This is a genomic window from Microbacterium sp. GCM10027623, assembly GCF_042666935.1.
Classification (GTDB): domain Bacteria; phylum Actinomycetota; class Actinomycetes; order Actinomycetales; family Microbacteriaceae; genus Microbacterium.
Genome location: NZ_JBHTHE010000001.1, coordinates 79,218 through 104,686, shown reverse-complemented (window position 1 = coordinate 104,686; position 25,469 = coordinate 79,218). Strand labels below are relative to the sequence as shown.

The 25,469-nt window shown below is 69.4% G+C and carries 23 protein-coding genes; 20 read left to right on the top strand and 3 right to left on the bottom strand.

Translation table 11 applies throughout. The annotated features are described in order from the left end of the window. Window positions 1–43: 43 nt before the first annotated feature. From ACFQY2_RS00450 to ACFQY2_RS00390, 13 genes are all read left to right on the top strand, one after another. Entirely contained in the window at window positions 44–1,339 is a 1,296-nt protein-coding gene (locus ACFQY2_RS00450; protein WP_378743617.1) for an ABC transporter substrate-binding protein, read from the top strand. A gap of 7 nt (window positions 1,340–1,346) precedes the next feature. Beyond that, window positions 1,347–2,360: a carbohydrate ABC transporter permease gene (locus tag ACFQY2_RS00445; protein ID WP_378743616.1), complete on the top strand. Its 1,014-nt coding sequence runs from the start codon at window positions 1,347–1,349 to the stop codon at window positions 2,358–2,360. Window positions 2,361–2,398: 38 nt separating this feature from the next. Beyond that, a complete protein-coding gene (locus tag ACFQY2_RS00440) occupies window positions 2,399–3,253 on the top strand; it encodes a carbohydrate ABC transporter permease (RefSeq protein ID WP_378744994.1) in 855 nt (284 codons plus the stop codon). Continuing rightward, window positions 3,250–5,670 (top strand): beta-glucosidase, encoded by a 2,421-nt coding sequence (locus tag ACFQY2_RS00435; RefSeq protein WP_378743615.1) that lies wholly within the window; start codon window positions 3,250–3,252, stop codon window positions 5,668–5,670. Before ACFQY2_RS00440 ends, ACFQY2_RS00435 begins: the two co-directional genes overlap by 4 nt. A 79-nt stretch (window positions 5,671–5,749) precedes the next feature. Beyond that, on the top strand, window positions 5,750–6,910 hold the full coding sequence (locus ACFQY2_RS00430) for an ROK family protein (protein WP_378743614.1): 1,161 nt from the start codon (window positions 5,750–5,752) through the stop codon (window positions 6,908–6,910). A gap of 55 nt (window positions 6,911–6,965) precedes the next feature. Further along, window positions 6,966–7,937 (top strand): aldose 1-epimerase family protein, encoded by a 972-nt coding sequence (locus tag ACFQY2_RS00425; protein WP_378743613.1) that lies wholly within the window; start codon window positions 6,966–6,968, stop codon window positions 7,935–7,937. Between the two features lie 40 nt (window positions 7,938–7,977). Further along, on the top strand, window positions 7,978–9,156 hold the full coding sequence (locus ACFQY2_RS00420) for a thiolase family protein (protein WP_378743612.1): 1,179 nt from the start codon (window positions 7,978–7,980) through the stop codon (window positions 9,154–9,156). A gap of 190 nt (window positions 9,157–9,346) precedes the next feature. Then, window positions 9,347–10,435, top strand: a complete 1,089-nt coding sequence (locus ACFQY2_RS00415; RefSeq protein ID WP_378743611.1) for a ScyD/ScyE family protein — start codon at window positions 9,347–9,349, stop codon at window positions 10,433–10,435. Window positions 10,436–10,806: 371 nt separating this feature from the next. Then, a complete protein-coding gene (locus ACFQY2_RS00410; RefSeq protein ID WP_378743610.1) occupies window positions 10,807–12,318 on the top strand; it encodes a CoA-acylating methylmalonate-semialdehyde dehydrogenase in 1,512 nt (503 codons plus the stop codon). Window positions 12,319–12,323: 5 nt separating this feature from the next. Next, a complete protein-coding gene (locus ACFQY2_RS00405) occupies window positions 12,324–13,520 on the top strand; it encodes an acyl-CoA dehydrogenase family protein (protein ID WP_378743608.1) in 1,197 nt (398 codons plus the stop codon). Next, complete coding sequence (gene mmsB / locus ACFQY2_RS00400) at window positions 13,517–14,404, top strand: 3-hydroxyisobutyrate dehydrogenase (protein ID WP_378743607.1); 888 nt, start codon at window positions 13,517–13,519, stop codon at window positions 14,402–14,404. The genes ACFQY2_RS00405 and mmsB overlap by 4 nt, the downstream gene beginning before the upstream one ends. Window positions 14,405–14,482: 78 nt before the next feature. Then, complete coding sequence (locus ACFQY2_RS00395; RefSeq protein WP_378743606.1) at window positions 14,483–15,259, top strand: enoyl-CoA hydratase-related protein; 777 nt, start codon at window positions 14,483–14,485, stop codon at window positions 15,257–15,259. Beyond that, window positions 15,256–15,705: a putative immunity protein gene (locus tag ACFQY2_RS00390; RefSeq protein ID WP_378743605.1), complete on the top strand. Its 450-nt coding sequence runs from the start codon at window positions 15,256–15,258 to the stop codon at window positions 15,703–15,705. The genes ACFQY2_RS00395 and ACFQY2_RS00390 overlap by 4 nt, the downstream gene beginning before the upstream one ends. Before the next feature lie 79 nt (window positions 15,706–15,784). Here the strand turns inward: ACFQY2_RS00390 and ACFQY2_RS00385 are convergent, their stop codons facing one another. After that, window positions 15,785–16,231, bottom strand: coding sequence for an SRPBCC family protein (locus ACFQY2_RS00385; RefSeq protein WP_378743604.1), 447 nt, complete (start codon window positions 16,229–16,231; stop codon window positions 15,785–15,787). Continuing rightward, complete coding sequence (locus ACFQY2_RS00380) at window positions 16,231–16,767, bottom strand: MarR family winged helix-turn-helix transcriptional regulator (RefSeq protein WP_378743603.1); 537 nt, start codon at window positions 16,765–16,767, stop codon at window positions 16,231–16,233. The genes ACFQY2_RS00385 and ACFQY2_RS00380 overlap by 1 nt, the downstream gene beginning before the upstream one ends. A gap of 154 nt (window positions 16,768–16,921) precedes the next feature. Here ACFQY2_RS00380 and ACFQY2_RS00375 point away from each other — a divergent pair, with 154 nt between their 5' ends. The 5 genes from ACFQY2_RS00375 (at window position 16,922) to pntB (ending at window position 23,520) form a co-directional block, all read left to right on the top strand. Continuing rightward, the gene (locus tag ACFQY2_RS00375; protein ID WP_378743602.1) at window positions 16,922–17,698 is read left to right on the top strand and encodes an electron transfer flavoprotein subunit beta/FixA family protein; all 777 of its coding nucleotides are present in this window, start codon (window positions 16,922–16,924) and stop codon (window positions 17,696–17,698) included. A 2-nt stretch (window positions 17,699–17,700) separates the two neighbouring features. Then, complete coding sequence (locus ACFQY2_RS00370; RefSeq protein ID WP_378743601.1) at window positions 17,701–18,672, top strand: electron transfer flavoprotein subunit alpha/FixB family protein; 972 nt, start codon at window positions 17,701–17,703, stop codon at window positions 18,670–18,672. A 2-nt stretch (window positions 18,673–18,674) separates the two neighbouring features. Next, entirely contained in the window at window positions 18,675–20,453 is a 1,779-nt protein-coding gene (locus ACFQY2_RS00365) for a cytochrome b/b6 domain-containing protein (protein ID WP_378743600.1), read from the top strand. A 131-nt stretch (window positions 20,454–20,584) separates the two neighbouring features. Beyond that, window positions 20,585–22,123 (top strand): Re/Si-specific NAD(P)(+) transhydrogenase subunit alpha, encoded by a 1,539-nt coding sequence (locus tag ACFQY2_RS00360; RefSeq protein ID WP_378743598.1) that lies wholly within the window; start codon window positions 20,585–20,587, stop codon window positions 22,121–22,123. Then, window positions 22,120–23,520 (top strand): Re/Si-specific NAD(P)(+) transhydrogenase subunit beta, encoded by a 1,401-nt coding sequence (gene pntB, locus ACFQY2_RS00355; RefSeq protein ID WP_378743597.1) that lies wholly within the window; start codon window positions 22,120–22,122, stop codon window positions 23,518–23,520. The genes ACFQY2_RS00360 and pntB overlap by 4 nt, the downstream gene beginning before the upstream one ends. Before the next feature lie 87 nt (window positions 23,521–23,607). Here pntB and ACFQY2_RS00350 read toward each other — a convergent pair whose 3' ends face one another. Beyond that, window positions 23,608–24,114, bottom strand: a complete 507-nt coding sequence (locus ACFQY2_RS00350; RefSeq protein ID WP_378743596.1) for a GNAT family N-acetyltransferase — start codon at window positions 24,112–24,114, stop codon at window positions 23,608–23,610. A 120-nt stretch (window positions 24,115–24,234) separates the two neighbouring features. Between ACFQY2_RS00350 and ACFQY2_RS00345 the strand changes: the two genes are divergently transcribed. Both ACFQY2_RS00345 and ACFQY2_RS00340 read left to right on the top strand, forming a co-directional pair. After that, window positions 24,235–24,795: an acyl-CoA thioesterase gene (locus ACFQY2_RS00345; RefSeq protein WP_378743595.1), complete on the top strand. Its 561-nt coding sequence runs from the start codon at window positions 24,235–24,237 to the stop codon at window positions 24,793–24,795. Between the two features lie 64 nt (window positions 24,796–24,859). After that, on the top strand, window positions 24,860–25,444 hold the full coding sequence (locus ACFQY2_RS00340; RefSeq protein WP_378743594.1) for a hypothetical protein: 585 nt from the start codon (window positions 24,860–24,862) through the stop codon (window positions 25,442–25,444). Window positions 25,445–25,469 lie beyond the last annotated feature (25 nt).

Below are 25,469 nucleotides of genomic sequence, written 5' to 3'. Positions count from 1 at the left end.
AATGTCGCCGAACCCGCTGCAACACTCGAAGAGGAGACACAGCATGAAGATCCGAAAGGCTTGGCTCGTCACCGGCGTGGCCGTGGCGACACTGGGGATGCTGGGACTGGCCGGCTGTTCCAGCAGCACGGACACCCCCGCCGAAGGCGGCGAGACCACTCTCACGATGTGGCACAACTCGACCACGGGCGATGGCAAGGCGTATTGGGACGACGCGGCCGCGGCGTTCACCAAGGAGCACCCCGATGTGAAGATCAAGGTCACGTCCATCCAGAACGAGGACATGGACGGCAAGCTGCAGACCGCCGTGAACTCGGGTGACATGCCCGACATCTTCATGGCGCGCGGTGGCGGCAAGCTCGCCGACATCGTCAGCGCCGACAAGGTGAAGGACCTCACCGACCTCATCGATCCGGATGTCAAGAAGGCCCTCGGAGACGCGCCCTTCAGCGCCTTCACCGTCGACGGCAAGATCTACGGCATGCCCAGCGCCGTGCTCCCCGGCGGGTTCTTCTACAGCAAGGACCTGTTCAAGCAGGCGGGCATCACCGACGAGCCCACCACGATGGACGAGCTGAACAGCGCGGTCACCAAGCTCAAGGACGCCGGCATCCAGCCGATCGCGCTCGGCGCGAAGGCCGCCTGGCCCGCCGCGCACTGGTACTACTTCTTCGCGGTGCGCGCCTGCGACCAGGGCCTGATCGAGAACCTCGCCACCAAGGCCGACTTCTCCGACCCGTGCTGGCTGGAGGCCGCGAAGAACTTCGAGGAGTTCGCCGGCACCCAGCCGTTCGCCAAGGGCTTCCTCACCACGGACCCGCAGGAGGGCGCCAACTCGTCCGCCGGCCTGATCGCCAACCACAAGGCCGCCATGGAGCTGATGGGCGCCTGGGACGTGGGTGTGATCGCGAGCCTGACCCCCGACGAGAAGCCGCTGCCCGACCTGGGCTGGTTCCCGTTCCCGGAGGTGGACGGCGGAGCCGGTGAGCCCGGTGCCATGATGGGCGGCGTGGACGGCTACGCCTGCTCGAAGGACTCGCCGAAGGCGTGCGAGGAGTTCCTGAACTTCGTCTCGTCGAAGGAATGGCAGGAGAAGTACGCGGTCGCATTCCAGACCGTCCCGGCCTCGCAGGAGGCGACCGGCGCGGTCACCGACCCGTCGCTGAAGCCGCTCATGGAGGCCTACCAGAAGGCCCCGTACGTGGCGCTGTGGCTGGACACCGCTCTCGGTCAGAACGTCGGCAACGCGCTGAACACCAGCGTCGTCGAGATGCTCGCCGGCCAGGGAACGCCGGAGAAGCTCGTCGACACGGTCACCAAGGCTCAGGCAAGGGGCTGACCGGACCATGCACGACACCCAGGCGCTGAAGAGCACGTCGGTGCCTGAGAGGGACTCCGTCTCCGGGGCGGGCGCGCAGCCCGCCCCGGAGCGGCGTTCGCCGCGGGCCGACTGGCGCAAGCGCGGCGAGATCGCGCTCCTCTCGGGACCCGCACTGATCATGTTCGTCGGCTTCGTCATCCTGCCGGTGGCGATGGCGGCGTTCTACGGCTTCTTCAAATGGAACGGCTTCGGCTGGCCCACCGAGTTCATCGGGCTCGACAACTACGTGATGATCTGGGAGGACCCGACCTTCCGCCAGGCCGTCATGCACAACGGCATCATCGTGGTGCTGTCACTGCTCCTGCAGGGACCCATCGCGATCCTGTTCGCGCTGCTGATGAACCAGAAGATCCGCGGCCGCTCGATCATCCGCATCCTGATCTTCGTCCCGTACGTGATCTCCGAGGTGATCGTCGGCATCGGGTGGAGCCTGATGCTGCAGGATTCCGGGGCGCTGAACTCCCTGCTCGAGAAGTGGGGCCTCGGCGACTTCCAGCAGTCCTGGATCGCCGATCCGGCCATCGCGATGACGTCGCTGATGATCATCATCACCTGGAAATACCTCGGCTTCGCCGTCATCCTCATGCTCGCGGGGATGCAGTCCATCCCCGACGAGCTCTTCGAGGCCGCCGCCATCGACGGCGCGGGCTTCTGGAAGACCCAATGGACGATCACCGTCCCCCTGCTGGGGCCCACGATCCGCATCTGGGCGTTCCTGTCCATCATCGGATCGCTCCAGCTCTTCGACCTGGTCAACATCATCTGGGGTCAGTACATCGCCGCCACGGCGGGTACCTCGACGATGGCGACGTACATGTACCAGAACGGCCATCTGGCCGGCAGCTACGGGTTCGGCAACGCCGTGGCCGTGATGCTGTTCATCATCACGCTGATCGTCGCGCTCTTCTACCAGCGCTTCGTGCTGCGCCGCGACACCGAGGGCGCCTTGACCGGCGACAGCGGAAGGAGGCGCAAGTGAGCGCTGAGAGCCTGAATACGCGGGTCGCCATCCAGGCGATCCACCCCCGGCGGCCGCGCCGCGTGCGCGAGTCCGGGGTCAAATGGGGCAGCCCGGGGGTCTATCTGGCCGCCGTGGTGCTGATCACCATCTGCATCACCCCGGTGCTCTACATCATCATCGGCGGCTTCCGCACCAACTCGCAGATCACCATCGACCCGTCCGGCTTCCCCACACCGTGGCAGCTCGGCAACTACGGCGACGTGCTCGCGGGCTCACAGTTCTGGGTGGCCATGCTGAACTCCACGATCTCGGCGGTGGGCACGACGGCGGGCGCGGTCATCCTGGGCCTCATGGCCAGCTACGTGATCGCCCGCTACGACTTCGGCGGACGCGGCGTGATGTACTCGCTGTTCGCGGCCGGACTGATGTTCCCGGTGACGGTCGCCATCACCCCGCTGTACATCCTGATCCGCAACCTCGGACTGGTGAACAGCCTCGCAGGCATCATCCTGCCGCAGATCGCCTTCGCCCTGCCGATGACGATCATCATCCTGGTGCCGTTCCTGCGGGCGATCCCGCGAGAGCTCGAAGAGGCGGCGTCGATCGACGGAGCGTCGCGGCTGGGCTTCTTCTGGCGGATGGTGCTTCCGCTCAGCCTGCCGGGTGTGATCACGGTCGGCATCCTCGCGTTCGTCGGAGCCTGGAACGGCTACATGCTCCCGCTGTTCATCCTCAGCGATGAGAGCCTGTTCACGCTCCCGCTGGGTGTGCAGAACTTCGCCTCACAGTACTCGGTCGACACGGCCCGCGTGCTGGCGTACACCTCGCTGTCGATGGTCCCGGCGCTGATCTTCTTCAGCCTGTTCGAGCGGCGCATCGTCGGCGGCCTGACCGGGGCGGTGAAGGGATGACGATCACTGTCGACACGACCGGCGGCATTCCCGCATTCCCGATCGCCTCGGAGCGGGTCGGGGCGCTGCTGGCGCGGATGACACTGGAGGAGAAGGCCGCGCAGCTCGTCGGCTACTGGCTCGACCAGGGCGGCGAGGTGGTCGCGCCGATGCAGAACGAGATGGGCTCGTCGCGCTCCTCCGGAGCGCTGGCCGAGATCACGCGGCACGGCATCGGCCACTACACCCGGGTGTACGGCACGCGGCCGGTGGATCCAGCCGAACGCGCTGCCTGGCTCTGGGGCGAGCAGCGCCGCCTCAAGCGCGAGACGCGCCTGGGCATCCCGGCGCTCGTGCACGAGGAGTGCCTCACGGGTCTCGCGGCGTGGAAGGCCGCGACCTTCCCCACCCCGCTCGCCTGGGGCGCGGCGTTCGACCCTGCGCTGGTCGCGGAGATGGGCGCGCTGATCGGGGAGTCCATGCGCCAGCTCGGCATCCACCAGGGCCTGGCTCCGGTGCTCGATGTGGTGCGCGACCCCCGCTGGGGGCGGGTCGACGAGTGCATCGGGGAAGACCCGTATCTGGTGGGCACGGTGGGCACCGCCTATGTGCAGGGGCTGCAGTCCGCGGGGGTGCACGCCACGCTCAAGCACTTCCTGGGGTACTCGGGCTCGCGCGCCGGACGCAACCACGCCCCTGTGTCGGCGGGGCCGCGCGAGGTGGCAGACGTGTTCCTGCCGCCGTTCGAGATGGCGATCCGCGACGGCGGGGTCCGCAGCGTGATGAACAGCTACACCGAGATCGACGGGGTGCCCGTGGCATCCGATCCCGACGTGCTGACCGGCACGCTGCGCGAGGATCTCGGCTTCGACGGGGTGGTGGTCGCCGACTACTTCGCCGTCGCCTTCCTCGAGGTCATGCATGCGGTCGCCGCGGATCGCGGCGAAGCCGCGGAGCTGGCGCTGAAGGCGGGGATCGACGTGGAGCTGCCCTCAGGCGACGCCTACCTGGCGCCGCTGATCGATCGGGTGCGCGCCGGGAAGCTCGACGAGGGCTACCTCGACCGTGCGGTCGTGCGCGTGCTCGCGCAGAAGGAGCAGCTGGGGCTGCTCGACGACGGCGCGTTCGAGAACGAGCCGCCCGCGCAGATCGATCTGGACACGCCTCGGCATCGCGAGGTGGCCGGCCGGCTGGCGGCCGAGTCGCTCGTGCTGCTCTCCAACGACGGCGTCCTCCCGCTCGCACCTGCCCCCGCGGGTGCGGCCGCGCGCATCGCGCTGATCGGCCCGAACGCCGATCGCGCTGCGGCACTGCAGGGGTGCTACTCGTTCGCCAACCATGTGCTGGCACATCATCCCGATCACGAACTGGGGTTCGAGATCCCGACCGTGCGCGAGGCGTTGACCGCCGCGCTCCCGGACGCGGAGATCGTGCATGTGGTCGGATGCGAGGTGGAGGGCGACGACCGGTCGGGGTTCGGCGACGCGGTCTCGGCAGCGGCGGATGCCGATGTGGCCGTCGTCGTGGTCGGCGACCAGGCCGGCCTGTTCGGCCGTGGGACCGTCGGTGAGGGCAACGACGTCGAGTCGCTGGATCTGCCCGGCGTCCAGCGCGAGCTCGTCGAGCAGCTGGTGGACACGGGGACCCCCGTGGTCATGGTGCTCGTCACCGGTCGGCCCTACGCGATCGATTGGGCACTGGACTCGGAGACGAGCCCCGCAGCCGTGCTGCAGGCGTTCTTCCCTGGCGAGGCCGGTGGCACGGCCATCGCCGAGGTGCTCACCGGGGCGGTCTCGCCGTCGGGGCGGATGCCAGTGAGCCTGCCGCGTTCGTCGGGATCGCAGCCGTACAGCTATCTACATCCCGTTCTCGGCGGACCGTCGGACGTCACGTCCGCGGACCCCAGGCCGCTGCGCCCCTTCGGGTTCGGTCTGTCGTATTCGACCTTCGCCTACGAGGATCTGGAGGTGTCGGCGGAGGCGACCACGACCGGCCGTTTCACCGCGTCCGTGCTGGTGCGCAACACCGGTGACCGCAAGGCGGCCGAGATCGTGCAGCTGTACGGGCGCGATCCCGTCGCGAGCGTGACGAGGCCGGTCGTTCAGCTGCTCGGGTACGCCCGAGTCGAGCTCGCGGGGGGGGCGGCGCAGCGGGTGCGCTTCGACGTGCCGGTCGCACGCTTCGCGTTCAGTGATCGTCGGATGACGCGGATCGTCGAACCCGGCGATGTGCAGGTCTGGGCGGCATCGCACGCCGAGGCGTCGGCTGCGGCGGCGGGCGTGGACGACACCACGGGCGGCGCCATCTCGAACGCGCGGGCGCACGCCGATCGGGTCCTGCCCGGATCGGCCACCCCCGTCGCCACCGTCGCGATCACCGGTGACGTGCACGAGGTCACGGCCGCCGACAGCCGTCTCGTGACGGTCTCGATCAGATGACGGACGATCACATGGCGGGCGATCACGTGGGGGTGCGGCACCGACCGAGCCCGGCCGCCGGGATCGGTAGCCTGGGACGATGAGCGAACGCGCGACGACCGTGGAGGGTGTTCGGCGCACGAACCTCGGTGAGGTGCTGCGCCTCGTGCACCATGGCGGGCCGCGCTCGCGCTCGGTCATCACGACCGAGACCGGGTTGAACCGCTCGACGGTGTCGGACCTCGTGTCACGGCTCGTCGAGGCCGGACTCGTGCACGAGCACGGGCCGGACCCGACGCGACGCGTCGGACGCCCCTCGCCCATCGTCGCCCCCAGCCGAGATGTGGTCGCCATCGGCGTGAACCCGGAGATCGACGCGGTCGAGATCGGCGCGGTCGCCCTCGGGGGAGCCGTGCGCGTGCGCACGCGGATCGCCGTCGAGAACCCCGACGTGGCCGAGGTCGTGAGCATCGTCGCGCGCACCCTCGCCTCCTGGCGGGAGGAGGAGCTGAGCGGGTGCCGCATCGTCGGCGTCGGCGTGGCCGTCCCGGGGCTGGTCCGCACCGACGACGGACTCGTCCGTCTGGCCCCGCACCTGCGCTGGCGGGATGCCGACATCGCGGGTCCGCTGAGCGCCGCGCTGGATCTTCCGGTGGTCGTCGGAAACGATGCCTCCTACGGAGCCAGGGCCGAACGACTGTTCGGCGCCGCCCGCGAGCACGAGGACGTCGTCTACCTCAACGGCGGAGCCAGCGGCATCGGCGGCGGCCTCATCCTGCACGGCATGCTCATCGGGGGAGCAGGAGGGTATGCGGGAGAGTGGGGGCAGACCGCCGCCAGCCTGACGGATGCCGCCGATCGCCGCGCGCACGGAGGGGTGCTCGAGGATGAGGTCAACAGGGCGCGCCTCGTCAGCGCCGCCGCCCTCACCTCACCCGACGAGACCGAGCTCGAACAGGCGCTGGCGACCTCGTCGGCACCCAGCGTGCTCGACGAGGTCGCCCGTCAGCGCCGCATTCTCGCCGCCACCCTCGGCAACGCCGTCAACGTGCTCAACCCGTCGATGATCGTGCTCGGAGGCTTCCTCGGCGGGCTGCGCGATGTCGATCGCGACGCCTTCGACGACGAGGTGCGCGCCCGCTCGCTCGCGGCATCCGCCGAGCATCTGCAGCTCGCCTCCGCTGCCCTCGGCGCGGATCGGCTGCTGATCGGAGCCGCCGACGCCGCGATGGAGCGACTCCTGTCCGACCCGCTCGGCTGAACCGCCGCCCGCCCGCCATCGCGGGCGGCGCACGCACCACCCTAGAATCGAGACGATGTCCGAAAACGCTTTCCGCCCCACCGGGCGTCCTGCTCCCACTCCCCGCTCCGGCCGCCAGCTGCGCATCGCCGCCGGCGACTACGAGGCCGTCATCGCGAGCGTCGGTGCCACGCTGCGGACCCTGCGCCACGCGGGCCGCGACCTCGTCGTGCCGTTCGAGGCCGATGAGGTGCGCCCCTCGCACCGCGGCGCGACTCTGGCGCCGTGGCCGAATCGCATCGTGGACGGCCGGTACGCCTTCGCCGGATTCGAGCACCAGCTCGCACTCACGGAGCCCGCGCGCGGACACGCCCTGCACGGACTGCTGGTCTGGGCAGAGTTCTCCGATCGGGTCGTGGAAGCCGATCGGGTGGTGCTCGCCGCCACCATCGATCCGAGTCTCGGCTACCCGTTCCGCGTGGAGGTGGAGACCGAGTACCGACTCAGCGCAGCCGGACTCGAGCAGACCGTCACCGCCCGCAACCTGGGCGCGGATGCTGCGCCCTGGGGAACCGGACCGCACCCCTACCTCGTCGCGGGCCCGTCTGCAGGCGCCGGGGCTCAGACGGTGGATGAGTGGACACTGACCCTGCCGGCATCCGAAGTCCTCACCGTCACTCCGGACCGACTCAGCCCGGTCGCCGTACACTCGATCGATCAGCACCCCGAGTGGGACTTCCGCAGCGGCCGGCGGATCGGCGATGTCTTCATCGACCACGCCTTCACCGAGCTCGCCCGCACGGACGGCATCGCCGAGGTGCGCCTCGTCACCGACTCCGGCGAGGGCGTGGCGATGACCTGGGACGAACGCTGCCCGTGGGTTCAGGTGCACACGGCCGACAACCCGGGACAGGAGGCCATCCATCGGATCGGCCTGGCCGTCGAGCCGATGACCTGCCCGCCCGACGCGTTCAACTCGGGCGTCGACCTGGTCGTCCTCGAGCCTGGAGCGGAACACGCGGCATCCTGGCGCATCCGCGCACTCTGACCGCCGCGCCCCGTCCGTGGATGGGGGTCATGATGGAGTCATGAGCAGCGAAGCCGTGATCGTCGACGTCATCCGCACCCCCGTCGGGCGCGGCAAGCCGGGAGGGTCGCTGTCCGGAGTGCATCCGGTCGACCTGGCGGCGGGGATGCTGCACAGCATCCTGGAGCGGAACGGGCTCGAGTCGGGGCAGATCGATGACGTGCTGCTGGGCTGCGTCAGTCAGGTCGGCGATCAGGCGATGAACATCGCCCGGCAGGCCGTGCTCGCCGCCGGCTTCGACGAGCGCATCCCCGGCACCACGATCGACCGGCAATGCGGTTCCAGCCAACAGGCCGTGCATTTCGCGGCCGCGGGGATCGCCGCCGGGGAGAACGACATCGTCATCGTCGGCGGCGTGGAGTCGATGAGCCGCGTGCCGCTGGGCTCCTCGGCATCCGGCGGGTCGCCGATGTCACCTCGTCTGCGGGCTCGCTATCCCGAGGGGCTGGTGAACCAGGGCGTCAGCGCCGAGCTGATCGCACAGCGGTGGGGCCTCGACCGCACCGCACTCGATGCGTTCGCCGCCGACTCGCACGCGCGCGCCGCGCAGGCCTGGCGGGACGGGTTCTTCGACCGCACCGTCGTCGCCGTTCCGGAGGCTCCGGACGCCGTGTCCGACGAGACGGTGCGGGAGGGCACCTCGGTCAACAAGCTCGCCGGCCTGCCCGCCTCGTTCCGCACGGATGCTCTCGCGGAGCGCTTTCCTGGCATCGGATGGAGCATCACGCCAGGCAACTCCTCCCCGCTGACCGACGGCGCATCGGCCGCCCTGATGATGAGCGCCGATCGGGCTGAACAGCTCGGTCTCACCCCTCGCGCCCGGTTCCGCGCGTTCGACGTGATCGGCGATGATCCGATGCTCATGCTCACCGGCCCCATCTCCGCGACCCGTCGCGTGCTCGAGCGCTCCGGTCTCGGCATCGAGGATCTCGACGCGTACGAGGTCAACGAGGCCTTCGCCTCGGTCCCGCTCGCGTGGGCTGCGGAACTCGGTGCGGATGCTGCGAAGCTCAACCCCCGCGGCGGTGCGATCGCCCTCGGGCATGCGCTCGGCTCGTCCGGCACTCGGCTGCTCGGCACGCTCCTGAATCACCTCGAGGCCACCGGGGGACGCCTGGGGCTGCAGACCATGTGCGAGGGCGGGGGAATGGCCAACGCCCTCATTCTCGAGCGGATCTGACGCGTGGCCCGGGGTCCCGTCCACCCCCATCCCGGGTGGGGGCCGGAACCCCTTGTGCGCCCACCGGTTCAGGAGGATGATCCCCGCAGAGCCACCACTGGGGCTGGCTCATCGCATCCGGACGCCTGGGGAGGCTCCGCCCGGATGAGGACGGCTCGGCGTTGTCGCCGTGTCGGGAATCGGAGGCAGCATGCGCATCACTCGTTCGGTCATCGCGGCAGGCGCTGCGGTGGCGTTGGCTTTTTCTCTGCCGACGGCCGCGTCGGCGGTCTCGCACCCGCCCACCCCGCACGAGTGGTCGGATCAGCTCGTCGCTCCGTTCAGCCTGGCCGTCGACGGGCATCGTGTGCTCATCGCCGACGGAGGCACGGGCACCATCGGTCAGCTGCAGCCCGACGGCAGCGTGACTCCGATCATCCAGGGCGTTCCCGGGCTGACCGGGGTGGCGACGCGAGGGGCATGGCTGGCCTACGGGTCGACCGTCAGCGAGGACCCCACGCAGGAGGAGTCCCCGATCCTGGAGAGCGGTCTGAACATCCGCACACCGCGGGGCAGCACGATCTACGCCGACCTGCACGCCTACGAGGAAGCGCACAACCCCGACCAGGTGAACGCCTACGGCATCACCGACCCGGACTCGTGCATGGCCGGCGATCCGCGCGCGACGTACACCGGCCTGATCGACGCCCACGCCTACAACGTGACGGCCTGGCGGGGTGCCTGGCTCGTGGCGGATGCCGGCGCCAACACCATCATGAAGGTCACCGACCGCGGACAGATCAGCACGCTGGCCGTGCTGCCACCCGTACCGGTCACCATCACCCCGGAGGTCGCCGGAATGCTCGGCGGACTTCCGGACTGCGCGCTCGGCGACACGTACTTCGTCGAGCCCGTTCCGACCGGAATAGCGATCGGCGCGGGCGGGTCGGTGTACGTGAGCACACTGCCCGGATTCCCCGGGATGCTCACCTCGCAGGGTGCCGTGTGGCGGATCGACCGCACCGGCGCGGCGACACAGCTCGCCTCCGGGCTGTCCCAGCCCACGAGCATCGCCATCAGGGGCAAGAACATCTACATCGCCGAACTGGCCGGTGCGGGCGTCTCCGTGCTGAACGGCGGCCAGGTATCGCCGTACGCCGCGCTCCCGGGTGCGCTCTCGGTCGCCACCGGGACGAACGGAACCGTCTGGGCCGCGAGCATGGCGTCCGACACGGGACCGGGAACGATCGTCAGCATCTCGAAGGGGAAGGTCAAGGTGCGCGGCCACGTGTATCGCTGAGCATCTGGCCGGCACCGCAGGGAGTGAGGCCCCCGCCGACCCGATTCGGCGGGGACCTCGCGGTCCCGAGACCGCGGCGGGAGCAGCGGACGTGCTCACCGCGGCGCGGAGTGGTCGCACCCGATCCGGTCTGATCCACAGCCCGCGCACGCCCCGTTGTACCCGCGTCCGATGACACGACGGTGAACGCGCGGCGAACAGCCGCATCCGCTCCGCCGCCGCGGTCTCCGATGACCTCCTGGCGGCCGTCTGCGAAGACATGACCGAGACCGGCGGCGGGCGGCGCCAGATAGTAGGGGTCCCTAGTAATTCCCCTGTAGGCCGACTACCATGGTCACTGTGCCAAAGACGGCCCAGAGGAGTGTCACACAATGACCCGTTTCATCCCCCATTTCGTAGGCGGAAAGTCGCTCGAGCCGACAGGCGGCCGCGTGGCGGACGTGTTCGACCCGAGCACCGGTGCGGTGCAGGCCCGCGTGCCGCTCGCCACCGCCGCCGAGGTTCGCGCCGTCATCGAGAACGCGGCCACCGCCCAGCCCGCGTGGGCCGCCACGAGCCCGCAGAGGCGCGCCCGCGTGATGATGCGCTTCGTCGAACTCGCCCACCAGAACATGGACGAACTGGCACGACTGCTCTCCAGCGAGCACGGCAAGACCCTCGAGGATGCCAAGGGTGACGTCCTGCGCGGCCTCGACGTCATCGAATTCTGCATCGGCGCCCCGCATCTGCTCAAGGGCGAGTACTCCGGCGAAGCCGGCACCGGCATCGACGTGTACTCCATGCGGCAGCCGCTGGGAGTCGTGGCCGGGATCACCCCGTTCAACTTCCCCGCCATGATCCCGCTGTGGAAGGCGGGCCCGGCGCTGGCCAGCGGCAACGCCTTCGTGCTCAAGCCCTCCGAGCGCGACCCCTCCGTGCCGGTGCGCCTCGCCGAGCTGTTCCTCGAGGCGGGGCTGCCCGCCGGCGTCCTCAACGTGGTGCACGGCGACAAGGAAGCGGTGGACGCGATCCTCACCGACCCGAACATCCGGGCGGTCGGCTTCGTCGGCTCCACCCCGATCGCGGAGTACATCTACTCGACGGCCACCGCGAACGGCAAGCGCGCCCAGTGCTTCGGCGGCGCGAAGAACCACCTCGTGATCATGCCGGACGCCGACCTCGATCAGGCGGCTGACGCCCTGATCGGCGCCGGCTTCGGCTCGGCCGGCGAGCGCTGCATGGCGATATCCGTCGCCGTCCCCGTCGGTGAGGAGACCGCCGACGCGCTCGTCGCCAAGCTCGCCGAGCGCATCGGCGACCTGAAGGTCGGCCCCGGCTCGCAGGACGGCGTCGACTACGGCCCCCTGGTCACCGCCGCGGCCAAGGCTCGCGTCGAGGGGCTCATCCAGGAAGGAGCGGACGCCGGAGCGACCCTGGTGACCGACGGCCGCGGCCTGGTCGTGGAAGGACACGAGGACGGCTACTACCTGGGTGCCACGCTGTTCGATCACGTCACGACCGACATGTCCATCTACCGCGAGGAGATCTTCGGGCCGGTGCTCTCGATCGTGCGCGCCTCGGACTACGAGGAGGCGCTGGCGCTGGCATCCGACAATCCCTACGGCAACGGCGTGGGCATCTTCACCCGCGACGGCGACACCGCCCGCGACTTCGCCGCCCGGGTGAACGTCGGCATGGTCGGCGTGAACATCCCGATCCCCGTGCCGATCGCGTCGTTCACGTTCGGCGGGTGGAAGGCTTCCGGGTTCGGCGACCTGAACCAGCACGGCGCCGATGGTTTCCGCTTCTACACGAAGACGAAGACGGTCACCAGCCGCTGGCCGTCCGGCATCCGCGAGGGTGCGAGCTTCGTGATGCCCGCCACGACCGGAGAGGGACACTGATGACCATGGTCGACCCCACCGCCGCTGCCGCCGCCATCTCCGCCGAGGAGCGCGAGGCGATCCTCGAGGCGGTCCGTGATTTCTCCGATACCGAGCTCGCCCCTTTCGCCGCGGAGCGCGACGAGAAGCACATCTTCCCCCGCGAGTCGCTGGGAAGAGCCGGCGAGCTGGGCTTGGGCGGCATCTATGTCCGCGAGGAGTTCGGCGGCACCGGCCTGGGCCGCGTCGACACCGTGGCGATCTTCGAGGAGCTCGCCAAGGGCGATCCTGCGGTGGCCGCCTACATCTCCATCCACAACATGGTGGTCTGGATGATCGACACCTACGGCTCCGACGCGCAGCGCGGAGCCTGGCTGCCGCAGCTGACGGCCATGTCCGTCTTCGGAGGGTACTGCCTGACCGAACCCGGCGCCGGATCGGATGCCGCGAACATCGCGACCAGTGCGGTGCGCGACGGTGACGATTACCTGCTCACGGGGGTCAAGCAGTTCATCTCCGGCGCAGGAGAAGCAGGGGTGTACGTCGTCATGGCGCGCACCGGCGGACCGGTCTCCGGCGCCAAGGGCATCAGCGCCTTCCTCGTCCCGGGAGACGCCGAGGGGCTGAGCTTCGGCGCGCCGGAGAAGAAGATGGGCTGGCACGCCCAGCCCACCCGCCAGGTGATCTTCGACGGGCTGCGCGTTCCGGCATCCGCCATGCTCGGCGAGGAGGGCCGTGGCTTCGCCATCGCGATGTCCGCACTCAACGGCGGTCGGCTGAACATCGCGGCATGCTCGCTGGGCGGGGCGCAGTGGGCACTGGACCGCGCCGTGCAGTACGTGCACGAGCGGGTCGCATTCGGTGAGCCGCTGGCCGAGAAGCAGTCCATCCTCTTCACGATCGCCGACATGCGCACCGAGCTTCAGGCGGCTCGGCTGATGGTGCAGGACGGAGCACGGGCGGTCGACGAGAAGGCGCCGGATGCCACGATGCGCTGCGCCATGGCCAAGCGCTACGCCACAGACGCCGGCTTCGACGTCGCCAACAGGGCCCTTCAGCTGCACGGCGGCTACGGGTACCTTCAGGACTACGGGATCGAGAGGGTCGTGCGAGATCTGCGCGTGCACCAGATCCTGGAAGGGACGAACGAGATCATGCGACTCATCGTGGGGCGCGAGATGCTGCGCCCGGCCGGCTCGATCACCATGCGGAACGCATCATGACACGCATCGCATTCCTCGGACTCGGGCACATGGGACTGCCCATGGCGGTCAACCTCGTCACGGCGGGCCACGAGGTGCGCGGCTACGACCCCGTCCCGGCGGCGGTCGACGCCGCGACCGCCGCCGGCATCCCGATCGCGGCGAGCGGGGCGGATGCCGTGCACGACGCGGACGTCGTCATCACCATGTTCCCGGCGGGGCGTCACGTCATCGCCGCCTACCAGGACGAGCTGCTGGCGGCGGCCGAACCGGGGACGCTCTTCATCGAATCCTCGACCATCGCCGTCGACGAGGCGCGCACCGCTCACCGACTGGCGGTCGACGCCGGACACCGCAGCGTCGACGCCCCCGTCTCTGGCGGCGTCGTGGGTGCCGAGGCCGGCACCCTGGCGTTCATGGTCGGCGGCTCGGACGAGGACTTCGAACTCGCCCGACCGCTGCTGGAGGTCATGGGAAAGCGCATCGTGCACTGCGGGGGGCCGGGGCTCGGTCAGGCCGCGAAGGTGTGCAACAACATGATCCTCGGCATCTCGCAGATCGCGGTGGCCGAGGCGTTCGTGCTGGCGGAGAGGCTCGGCCTGGAGCATCAGGTCATGTACGACGTCGTGTCACAGGCTTCCGGTCAGTGCTGGGCGCTGACCACCAACTGCCCGGTGCCGGGACCCGTTCCTGCCAGCCCTGCCAACCGCGACTATCAGCCCGGATTCGCGGGGGCTCTGATGGCCAAGGATCTCGGGCTGGCGCTGCAGGCGATCGAAGGCACCGGGACGGATGCCAGGATGGGTCGACTCGCCCAGGAGATCTATGCGGCCTTCGCCGAAGGCGACGGGGCCGGACGCGACTTCTCCGGCATCATCACCGACATCCGCGCCGGCGAGGTCTAGCCCCGACGCGCGGCCCTGGGTCGCGGTCGACCTGGAATACTGGAGACGTCGCAGAGTCGCGACGGGAGGGGGCGGCATATGGCCGAGTACGAGACGATCCTCGTCGAACAGCGAGGACGAGTGGGATGGATCACCCTCAACAGGCCCCAGGCGCTCAATGCCCTGAACAGCCAGGTCTCCGAGGAGATCGCGACAGCGGCATCCGCCTTCGATGACGACGAGGGCGTGGGCGCGATCGTCGTCACCGGCTCCGAGAAAGCCTTCGCGGCCGGGGCCGACATCAAGGAGATGGAGTCCAAGACCGGCTCCGAGATGCTCGACACCGATCACTTCGGTGCGTGGACGCGATTCGCCGCGGTGCGCACGCCGGTCATCGCAGCGGTCTCCGGCTACGCCCTCGGCGGCGGATGCGAGCTGGCGATGATGTGCGACATCATCCTGGCCGCCGACAACGCCACGTTCGGCCAGCCCGAGATCAACCTCGGCGTGATCCCCGGCATGGGCGGCACGCAGCGCCTGATCCGCGCCGTCGGCTACTACAAAGCCGCCGAACTCGTGCTCTCCGGCCGCCTGGTCGCGGCCGAGGAGGCGGAGCGCATCGGGCTCGTCTCGCGCGTGTTCCCGGCATCGCAGCTGCGGGACGAGACGACGAAGCTCGCCGAGACGATCGCGTCGAAGTCGCTGCCCGCGCTGTATGCGGCCAAGGCGACGCTGGATGCCGCGATGGAGACCTCGCTGGCCGACGGACTCGCCGTCGAGAAGCGCGAGTTCGCCGCCCTGTTCGACACGGCAGACCAGAAGGAGGGGATGGCCGCGTTCCGCGAGAAGCGCCCCCCTCACTTCCAGAACCGGTGAGCGCGGTCATGGAGGTGCTCCCGAACGATGCCGATCTTCAGCTCTCGGAGACCGACCGCCGCGAGCTGGTGGAATGGACGATCGCCTGTGCCGAACGGATGCTGCCGCTGTTCCTCGCCGAACGGCCGGACGACCAACGCCCGCGCGAGGCGTTGGAGGCCGCACGGGCATTCATGCGCGGTGAGATGGACATCGACGCCGTCCGTGAGAAGGCGTATGCGTGCCACGCGGCCGCCCGCGAGGCGAGCGACCCGGCCGCGCTCGCCGCAGCACGCGTGTGCGGTCAGGCGGCAGCCGTCGCACACATGGCAGGGCACGCGCGTCAGGTGCCCCGGTACACGTCGAAGGCGTTCCCCGGCGACCGCGCACGGCGCGACGAAGAGCTGGCCTGGCAGCGGATGCAGGTGCCCGAGCGCTTCGACCGCTACGTGTACGACGGGGATTGAACGCCCCGTCCATATGGCGGGAAACGTCCCGAAGGGGAATCGGCCCGACCCCGGACCTGGGCAGGGCGGAGGCTCCGACTCAGTCGAAGTGCGCGGAGATGGCGTCGTTGCGCTCGGTGATCACGGCGAGCAGGTGCCGACGCATGATGAGCGCATCCACCAGGCGGCCCAACGGTCCCAACGGCGAACGGAACTCGATCGTGTCGCGCATGAGGGTCCCGTCGGGCGCCGGAAGGAACTCATGCGTGTGAAGGAACGCGCCGAACGGACCCTGCGTCTGCCGATCACGGAAGCGGCGGGGCCGGTCGACGTCGAAGACGACCGACGACATTCGGAAGCGGATGCCGAAGTGCCGGGCGCTCCACGTGATCTGGTCGCCCTCGCCCAGCATCCCGCTCGTCCTGCCGCCCACCGCGCGCTCGCCGCGTGAGCTCTGGGACTCCAGGTGCAGCCCGACGTCGAGCGAGAGATCGAACACCGCCTCGGGCGGGGCCGGGACGAGGCGCTCCAGGGCGAACGTCGCCATCAGAGCGGGTCGGGCACGGGTCGCGGATCGGTGAAATCGCCGGCGTTCTTGCGCATGCGGGCGACGATGCCGACCAGAGCGTTGGCGTCGTCGGCATCGATTCCCGGACTCCGGAACACATCGGTGTTCAGCGCGCGGGTGGCGCGCTCGACGAGGTCGCGGCCCGTCTCCGTGAGGGTGAGGAGCGCAGCGCGGCCGTCGTGCGGATGCGGCTCGCGCAGCACCAGACCATCGCGGACCAGGCGCTCGGCGGTGCTGGTCACACTGGTGGCATGCACCTGCAGGCGGGCCACGACGCTGGACAGAGGCAGCGTGCCCGATCGGCTGAAGGCGAGCAGGCGGAGCACCTCGTAGCGCGCGAAGGTGACGCCGAACGGCCTCAGCGTGGCGTCCACCCGCGCCAGCAGGAGCTGCTGGGCGCGCATGACCGAGGTGACCACGGCCATGCCTTCGGCGGCGTCGTGCCAGCCGTGCGCCAGCCACTGCCGTTTGGCTTCGGCGAGCGGGTCGATCGAGAGAGGGCGAGGGCGAGCCATGGATCCACGGTAGCCGCTTTTCTATGTATACATAACGCACAGCAATCTGCCGCTTTTCGGTCGATTTCTTCTGTATTGGCTACATACGCACGCAAATCCCGATTGGGAAGCGATGGAAGCGCCCGATAGAGTGTTACCGGCGCGAGGAGGCTCGATGAAGATCTACGTACTGGTGAAGGAAGTTCCCGACACCTATGGTGACCGCAAGCTCGATCTCGAGACGGGGCTGGCCGATCGGGCGGCCGGCGACGTGGTGCTCGATGAGATCACCGAGCGTGCTCTCGAAGTCGCCCTGACATATGCGGACAAGAACGCGGGCACCGAGGTGGTTGCGCTGTCGATGGCGCCCGAGTCGTCCACCGCATCCGTCCGTCGCGCGCTGGCAATCGGGGCGGGGTCCGCGGTGCACGTCGTCGACGAGCAGCTGCGGGGCGCCGATCTGAGCCTCACCGCCGAGACGCTCGCGGCAGCGGTCCGCCGGGGCGAGCCGGATCTCGTGATCACGGGCAATCTCTCCACCGATGGCTCCGGAGGCGTGATCCCGGCGATGCTCGCCGAGCATCTGGGCTACGCGCAGGCCACCGCCCTCAGCGCGGTGGATATCTCCGCGGACGGTGTCTCGGGCACCCGTGCGGCGGATGACGGGGCGCAGCAGGTCTCCGCGTCCTACCCCGCTGTGATCTCGATCACCGAGGCTCTGCCCGACGCGCGCTTCCCGAACTTCAAGGGCATCATGGCGGCGAAGAAGAAGCCCCTCGAGGTGCTCTCGCTCGCCGATCTCGGCGTCTCCGCCGACCCGGCCGAGGCGCCGCGCACGATCATGACCGCCGTCTCCGAGAAGCCGCCTCGCGCCGCCGGTGTCAAGATCACCGACGAAGGCGATGCGGCGACTCAGCTCGTCGAATTCCTCGCGCAGAACAGGCTGGTGTGATCATGGCGTACCCGGAGAACTCGATCCTCGTCCTCGTCGACGTCGACCCCAGCGGCAATGCCGCCAGCAGCACGGCCGCCTTGATCGGCGCCGCATCGACCGTCGGTGCGCCGGTCGCACTGATCGTCGGCGGCTCCCCGGCTGCGACGGAGGCCGCAGCCGCAGCCGGCGCGCAGGCGGTGCTCACCGCCGCAGGCGACGCGACCGTGCTGACGGTGCCCGTCGTCGATGCCCTGCAGGCCGCCTACCAGCAGGTGCAGCCGGATGCCGTGCTCATCTCCAACTCGATCACCGGCCGTGACGCGGCGGGACGCTTCGCCGTGCGCGAGCGGCTCGCCCTGTCGGTGGACGCCATCGGGGTCTCGCGCGACGATGAGGGCATCGTCGCGCACCACTCGGTCTACGGCGGCTCGTACCTGACGGACTCCGCACCCACCTTCGGCGCTCCGGTCATCACGGTCCGTCAGGGAGCGGTGGATGCGCGTGCCGAGGCTGTCGCCTCTCCTGTCGTCGAGGAGCTGGCCGTCACGGCATCCGGTGCCGTCGCCGCCACCGCCGGAGAGATCGCGGCCGTTGAGAAGACCTCCTCCCGGCCCGAGCTGCGCGGAGCGAGCAAGGTCGTCTCGGGCGGACGCGGACTGGGCTCCAAGGAGCAGTTCGCGCTGGTGGAGCAGTTGGCTGATGCTCTGGGCGCCGCGGTCGGCGCCTCCCGTGCGGCCGTGGATGCCGGATACATCCCCTATGCGCACCAGGTCGGCCAGACCGGCGTCTCCGTGTCGCCTCAGCTGTACATCGCTCTCGGCATCTCGGGAGCGATCCAGCACCGCGCCGGCATGCAGACCGCCAAGACGATCGTCGCGATCAACAAGGACGGCGAGGCGCCGATCTTCGACGTCGCCGACTTCGGCATCGTCGGTGACGTGTTCACCATCGTGCCGCAGCTGATCGAGGCGATCGAAGCCCGGAAGAAGTAGCCATGGCGACCCTCCGACAAGCTCAGGGACCCAGGATGCTCCGACGCGGCCTGCCGCGGGTCAAGGGTGGCGAGGCCTGGCCTCCCGCCATCGAGGCGCCGGGCGCTGCTGCCGTCGCGCCGAGTGCGACTTCCGTGGCGCCGGGTGCACGGGATCTCGCCGGGAACACGGGTCCCGCGCGTGAAGAAGCCGTGCCGTCGGCGACGTCCCGTGCTGTCGACGACGCAGCGGCGCCGGTGACGGCAGCCGCGTCGGGGGATGCAGCCGCGTCGGTGACGGCAGCCGCGTCGGGGACTTCAGTCCCGCTGCGGCAAGGACTTCCTCGCGTCGCCGGCGGGGACCCCTGGCCCCCGGCATCCGCTTCCTCTCCCGCGATCGCCGCCGCGGCTGCTGCCCCCGCGGCGCCGTCGAGTGCACGCGATCTCGCCGCGAGCACGGGTACCTCACCCGAAGAACCCGTGCCGTCGACAGCATCCGGTGCCGTCGAGGCCCGGCCTGCGACTCCGACGGCTCCCGCCGCCGCGGCGACGGACGGCGCGACCCTGCGCCGCGGCCTCCCCCGTGTGGTCGGTGGCGACCCCTGGCCCTCCGCGGGTGCCGCCCGGGTGCGCGTCACGTCCCCGGCTCCCGCAGAGGTCACTGCCGCAGAGGCCGCACCGGTGGCGGTCGCCACCGAGCCGACCGCCGTGCCCAGTACCACGGGAACCGAGGCGGCCGCATCCGCGCCGGCGACCGCGGTCGCGGTGGCATCCGATCGTCGACAGGCTCCGGGGCCGGACGTCTCCGCGCCCCTGCCGTTCACCCGCACGGTCTGGCAGGGCACGACCCCGCGTCACGCGTCGGAGCCCGAACGTGAACCCTCACGACTGCGTCCGGCCTGGCCGCAAGCGCTCGGTGGGCTGCTGGGGCTGGCGGCGCTGGGACTGGTCGCCGTCGCCGGCGTGTTCCTGATCCGTGCCTTCCTGAGCCTGTCGTTCATGCAGGACTTCCTGACCACGTATCCGGGCGAGTACCACCCGGCGGTCGAGGTGGAGCCCGGTTTCGCGCCGTGGGTGGGCTGGCAGCACTTCTTCAACATGTTCCTGATGGTGCTGATCATCCGCTCCGGGTTGCGCGTGCGGTCCGAGAAGCGGCCGACGGCGTTCTGGACGGCACGGGGCAAGGCCAAGAGCAAGATCAGTCTCACGCTGTGGTTCCATCAGGCGCTGGATCTGCTGTGGATCATCAACGGCGTGATCTTCGTCATCCTGATCATCGTCACCGGTCACTGGGCGCGCATCGTGCCCACCAGCTGGGAGGTGTTCCCGAACGCGCTGTCTGCCGGGCTGCAGTACGTCTCCTTCGACTGGCCCACCGACAACGGCTGGGTGAACTACAACAGCCTGCAGCAGCTCGCCTACTTCGTCACGATCTTCCTGGCGGCCCCGCTCGCGGTCGTCACCGGGATCCGGATGTCCGGGCTGTGGCCGAAGAAGGCCGAGAAGCTCTCCAAGGCGTATCCGGTGGAGTGGGCGCGCGCACTGCACTTCCCGACGATGCTCTACTTCGTGGCGTTCATCATCGTGCACGTGGCGCTGGTGTTCCTCACCGGGGCGCTGCGCAACCTGAACCACATGTTCGCCTCGCAGGGCTCGGTCGACGGCGTCCAGTACGCCGCGAACTGGACCGGGTTCGGGGTGTTCGTGCTCGCGATGATCGTGATCGCAGGCGGCTGGTTCGCCGCACGCCCCCTCGTGCTCGCCCCCATCGCCAGGCTGTTCGGGCAGGTTTCGGGCCGCTGACCGGTCGCTCTTACCCTTTCGGTAAGAACCTCGAATGTTGATCCGCCACAAACGCGGGATCCTCGCAATCCGTCACATCCGATCAGTAATCTGACGGGGGCCGGCAAGCACGCCGGGACGGAAGGATTGCGATGACGCAGATCGGTATCGTGCGGGAAGGGCCGGGTGAGGCGCGGGTCGCCGCGACTCCGGCCACCGTGCAGACCCTGGTGAAGCTCGGCTACGACGTGGCCATCGAAGCGGGCGCGGGAGCGCGCTCCTCGTATCCGGATGACGAGTACCGGCACGCGGGTGCGCAGGTCGTCTCCGCGGCGGATGCCTGGGCCTGCGCCATGGTGCTCAAGGTGAACCCGCCGACGGATGCCGAGATCCCCGCGCTGTCGGACGGGGCGACCCTGATCGCTCTGCTCTCCCCCGCGCTGCGGCCCGACCTGGTGGAGAAGCTCGCCCAGCGCGGGATCACGGCCCTCGCCCTGGACGCTGTGCCGCGCATCTCGCGGGCGCAGTCCATGGACGTGCTCAGCTCGATGGCGAACATCGCCGGTTACCGCGCGGTGGTCGAGGCCGCCAACGAGTTCGGCCGCTTCTTCACCGGTCAGGTGACGGCGGCCGGCAAGGTCCCGCCTGCCAAGGTCCTCGTCGCCGGTGCCGGTGTCGCAGGGCTCGCCGCGATCGGCGCGGCATCCAGCCTCGGCGCCATCGTGCGCGCGACCGACCCGCGCCCGGAGGTCGCCGATCAGGTTCATTCCGTCGGCGGCACCTATCTGGCCGTCGACGTCGAGGTCGCGGCATCCGCCGACGGCTACGCCAAGGTCACCAGCGAGGACTACGACCGCCGCGCGGCGGAGATCTACACCGAGCAGGCGGCGGATGTCGACATCATCATCACCACCGCCCTCATCCCCGGCCGTGCGGCGCCCCGCCTGATCACCGCATCGGATGTCGCGCTGATGAAACCGGGCAGCGTGATCGTCGACATGGCGGCCGCGCAGGGCGGCAACGTCGAGGGTTCGGTCGCGGGGGAGCGCGTCGTCAGCGCCAACGGCGTGATTATCCTCGGCTACACCGACCTCGCCTCGCGGTTGGCGGCTCAGTCCTCGCAGCTGTACGGCACGAACGTCGCAAACCTCATCGCCCTGCTGACCCCCGGAAAGGACGGCCTGCTCACCATCGACTTCGACGACGTCGTGCAGCGCTCGGTCACGGTGGTGCGCGACGGCTCGATCACCTGGCCGCCGCCACCCGTGCAGGTGGCGGCAGCGCCACCGGCATCCGCCCCCGTGGCTGTCGAACCCGTCGCGGCGAAGCAGCCGATGTCCGCCGCGAAGAAGGCGGGCCTCATCGTCGCGGGCATCGCCGCGCTGTTCCTCGTCAACCTCTTCGCTCCGGCTCCGCTTCCCGGTCACTTCACCGTGCTGATGCTGTCGGTGGTGATCGGCTTCTACGTGATCGGCAAGGTGCACCACGCGCTGCACACGCCGCTCATGTCGGTCACCAACGCGATCTCCGGCGTCATCATCGTCGGCGCCATGCTGCAGATCACCGATGCGAACCCCGTCGTGCAGGTGATCGCAGCCATCGCGGTGCTCGTGGCCAGCATCAACATCTTCGGAGGCTTCGCCGTGACCCGACGAATGCTCAGTATGTTCACGAAAGGTGGCCGCCAGTGAGCGTCGACGCCGTCGCCGGGGCCGCGTACATCGTCGCCGCGCTGCTGTTCATCCTGAGTCTCGCGGGACTCAGCCGTCACGAATCCGCTCGCGCGGGTGTGATCTACGGCGTGGTCGGCATGACCATCGCCCTGCTGTCGACTCTGGCGCTGACCGTCGCGGACGCCTGGGGCGGAACGGGGTCGACGTTCGGCCTCATCCTGCTCGGCGCCGGCGTGCTGATCGGCGCGGCGATCGGCCTGTGGCGAGCGCGGGTCGTGCAGATGACCGAGATGCCCGAGCTGATCGCCCTGCTGCACAGCTTCGTGGGAATCGCCGCCGTGCTGGTCGGCTGGAACGGCCATCTGGCGCACGCGCCGATCGCCGCGAATCTCGTCGGCATCCACAACGCCGAGGTGTTCATCGGGGTCTTCATCGGCGGCGTGACGTTCACCGGCTCCATCGTGGCGTACCTGAAGCTGTCGGCGAAGATGCCGTCTCGCCCGCTCATGCTGCCCGGCAAGAACGTGCTGAACGTCGGCGCCCTGGTGGCGTTCATCGCGCTCACCGTCTGGTTCGTCGCCGATCAGCAGCTCTGGCTGCTGATCGCGGTGACGGTGCTGTCGTTCGCGCTCGGATGGCACCTGGTGGCGTCCATCGGCGGTGGCGACATGCCCGTGGTCGTCTCGATGCTCAACAGCTACTCGGGCTGGGCTGCCGCCGCAGCCGGCTTCCTGCTGAACAACGACCTGCTCATCGTCACCGGTGCTCTGGTGGGGTCCTCGGGTGCGTACCTGTCGTACATCATGTGCAAGGCGATGAACCGCTCGTTCCTCTCCGTGATCGCCGGAGGGTTCGGCATCGTCGCCTCCGCCTCCGGCGATGAGGAGATGGGTGAGTACCGCGAGACCACGGCGGATGCTGTCGCCACGCGTCTCGCGGAGGCGCAGAGCGTGATCATCACCCCGGGCTACGGCATGGCGGTGGCTCAGGCGCAGTATCCGGTCGCCGACCTCGTCGCGCGGCTCCGCGACCGCGGGATCGACGTGCGCTTCGGCATCCATCCGGTCGCCGGTCGTCTGCCAGGACACATGAACGTGCTGCTGGCGGAGGCGAAGGTGCCGTACGACATCGTGCTCGGCATGGACGAGATCAACGATGACTTCGCCGCCACGAGCGTCGTGCTGGTGATCGGCGCGAACGACACCGTGAACCCCGCCGCCGCGGAGGACCCGGGCAGCCCCATCGCCGGAATGCCCGTGCTGCACGTCTGGGAGGCGGAGAACGTGATCGTGTTCAAGCGCTCGATGGCCGCCGGTTACGCGGGGGTGCAGAACCCGCTGTTCTTCCGCGAGAACACGCAGATGCTCTTCGGCGATGCCAAGGAGCGCGTGGAGGACATCGTGCACGCCCTCTGAAATGACCCTCTGTGGGGCGCAAGTGCTTGCTTCAGCCCTCAGGAAGCCGGCTCTTGCGCCCCACAGACGGTCTTTCGGCCTGAAGACTCAGCGCACGAAGCGGACTTCGGTGAGCGTCTCGCCGAGGAACGGTTCGGTGTGGCTGGCGCCGTCGAGGGCGAAGCCGTTGCGCAGGTAGAAGCGGTGCGCGCGGGGATTGTCCTCGGCGACCCAGAGGTAGCACGTCTCGTCCGCGTACACGGCGGCGTCGAAGAGACGCTGACCGATACCGGTGCCGTGGTACTCGCCGAGCAGGTAGATGAAGTAGAGCTCCCGCAGGGAGGGGGCATCCTTGTCGCGGGCCGGACCCGAACCGACGAAACCGACGATCTCGCCGTCGACCAGGGCAGCGCTCATGCGGAAGTCCTCGCCCTGCCGGGCCCAGTTCGTCCACAACTCCGCCATCCGGCGAGGAGAGATCCGCTCGAGGGCGGCCTTGCTGATCAGGTGGTCGTAGGTCTCGTGCCAGCACTGTGCGTGCACGCGACCCAGAGCCTCCGCGTCCACATCGCGGACCGGACGGACGATGATCTCGGGCTGGGCTTCGGCGCTCATGCCGTGACTCTACGCGCGCTGGCGCGACAGGGGGAAATCGGTCGATGAGGGACGACGACCTCTGTAGGATCTGGCCAACGAACTTGGGTGATCCGTCGAGGATCACTACGATCAGCGGATGTGAACGTGATCTGGCGCACCCTCCTCGTGATTCTCCGTGCCCGCCTCCGGCTGCGCCGCGCACGACCGCTGGAGGTCACCGGCGTCGGCCGCATCCGTCTCACGACGCTCCCCACGGATCTCGACATCCTGCGGCACATGAACAACGGCCGCTACCTGTCGCTGTTCGACCTGGGTCGGTGGGATCTGCTCATCCGCACGGGCCTGTTCGATGCGATGAACGGCCGCGGATGGTACGCCGTCGTCTCCAGCGAGACCGTCACGTTCCGCAAATCGCTGCAGCTCTGGCAGCGCTTCGACGTGGAGTCGCGTTTCGTCGGCCACGACGACAAGGCGCTCTTCCTGGAGCATCGGGCCGTCGTCGACGGCGAGGTCTACGCCCGCGTCATCGTGCGGGCGCGCATGCTGCGCCGCAGCGGCGGAACCGTGTCCCACGACGAGCTCTTCGCCGCGATGGGCACGCCCGAGGGCGTACCTGAGATCGACGAGTGGATCCACGACTGGGCTGCGGCATCCGCTCTTCCATCGACGCGCCAGCCCGCGCCCAGCGTCTGGGGCTGAGAGCGGAGTCGTTCCCGTAGGGGCCGAGGCGTTCCTACACTGGGTGGACACTGAAGGGGAAGCCATGACTCACGACACGTCCGGACCGGTGCAGCCACCGCAGCCGCCCGAGCCGCCCGCGTACGGCGACCCGTCCACGCCGCCGGCGTACGCGCATCCGCCCGTTCCGCCCACCCCGCCCGGGTATCAGCCACCCGCGTACCCGGCGCCTGCGCCCTATCAGGCGCCACCCGCGTACCAGGCGCCTGCATACCAGCCGCCTTCATATCAGGTGGCACCGGCGCCGCAGCAGCCCGCCGTGCGCCCGCCGTACGCCGGGTACGGGCAGCCCGCGGGGTACACGGCGCAGGGCTATCCGATCGCGTCCTATCCGGGGTACGGCTCCGCCCCCGGCCAGTTCCCGGCACCATCGCCGGTCAGCGGCCTGGCGATCGGGGCGATCATCGTCTCGGCGGTGGCGTTCCTCATCGGCTGGCTGCCCTTCATCGGTCCGGTCGTGGCTCTCACCGGCCTCACGCTCAGCATCGTCTCCCTGCGTCGCCCCCGCGGCCGCGTGCTGGGGATCATCGGCATCGTCCTCTCCTCCTTGGCGCTTCTGACGGGACTGGTGATGACGCTCGGGTTCCTCGTCTCCGTCTTCGGGGGATAGGGCCGCCCAGCGGTCTCGGAATCAG

Excerpts from the sequence above, each read along its gene's own strand:
- ACFQY2_RS00450 (WP_378743617.1), top strand. The coding sequence starts at position 44 with ATGAAGATCCGAAAGGCTTGGCTCGTCACCGGCGTGGCCGTGGCGACA.
- ACFQY2_RS00445 (WP_378743616.1), top strand. The coding sequence starts at position 1,347 with ATGCACGACACCCAGGCGCTGAAGAGCACGTCGGTGCCTGAGAGGGAC.
- ACFQY2_RS00435 (WP_378743615.1), top strand. The coding sequence starts at position 3,250 with ATGACGATCACTGTCGACACGACCGGCGGCATTCCCGCATTCCCGATC.
- ACFQY2_RS00430 (WP_378743614.1), top strand. The coding sequence starts at position 5,750 with ATGAGCGAACGCGCGACGACCGTGGAGGGTGTTCGGCGCACGAACCTC.
- ACFQY2_RS00425 (WP_378743613.1), top strand. The coding sequence starts at position 6,966 with ATGTCCGAAAACGCTTTCCGCCCCACCGGGCGTCCTGCTCCCACTCCC.
- ACFQY2_RS00420 (WP_378743612.1), top strand. The coding sequence starts at position 7,978 with ATGAGCAGCGAAGCCGTGATCGTCGACGTCATCCGCACCCCCGTCGGG.
- ACFQY2_RS00415 (WP_378743611.1), top strand. The coding sequence starts at position 9,347 with ATGCGCATCACTCGTTCGGTCATCGCGGCAGGCGCTGCGGTGGCGTTG.
- ACFQY2_RS00410 (WP_378743610.1), top strand. The coding sequence starts at position 10,807 with ATGACCCGTTTCATCCCCCATTTCGTAGGCGGAAAGTCGCTCGAGCCG.
- ACFQY2_RS00405 (WP_378743608.1), top strand. The coding sequence starts at position 12,324 with ATGGTCGACCCCACCGCCGCTGCCGCCGCCATCTCCGCCGAGGAGCGC.
- mmsB (WP_378743607.1), top strand. The coding sequence starts at position 13,517 with ATGACACGCATCGCATTCCTCGGACTCGGGCACATGGGACTGCCCATG.
- ACFQY2_RS00395 (WP_378743606.1), top strand. The coding sequence starts at position 14,483 with ATGGCCGAGTACGAGACGATCCTCGTCGAACAGCGAGGACGAGTGGGA.
- ACFQY2_RS00385 (WP_378743604.1), bottom strand. The coding sequence starts at position 16,231 with ATGGCGACGTTCGCCCTGGAGCGCCTCGTCCCGGCCCCGCCCGAGGCG.
- ACFQY2_RS00380 (WP_378743603.1), bottom strand. The coding sequence starts at position 16,767 with ATGGCTCGCCCTCGCCCTCTCTCGATCGACCCGCTCGCCGAAGCCAAA.
- ACFQY2_RS00375 (WP_378743602.1), top strand. The coding sequence starts at position 16,922 with ATGAAGATCTACGTACTGGTGAAGGAAGTTCCCGACACCTATGGTGAC.
- ACFQY2_RS00370 (WP_378743601.1), top strand. The coding sequence starts at position 17,701 with ATGGCGTACCCGGAGAACTCGATCCTCGTCCTCGTCGACGTCGACCCC.
- ACFQY2_RS00365 (WP_378743600.1), top strand. The coding sequence starts at position 18,675 with ATGGCGACCCTCCGACAAGCTCAGGGACCCAGGATGCTCCGACGCGGC.
- ACFQY2_RS00360 (WP_378743598.1), top strand. The coding sequence starts at position 20,585 with ATGACGCAGATCGGTATCGTGCGGGAAGGGCCGGGTGAGGCGCGGGTC.
- ACFQY2_RS00350 (WP_378743596.1), bottom strand. The coding sequence starts at position 24,114 with ATGAGCGCCGAAGCCCAGCCCGAGATCATCGTCCGTCCGGTCCGCGAT.
- ACFQY2_RS00340 (WP_378743594.1), top strand. The coding sequence starts at position 24,860 with ATGACTCACGACACGTCCGGACCGGTGCAGCCACCGCAGCCGCCCGAG.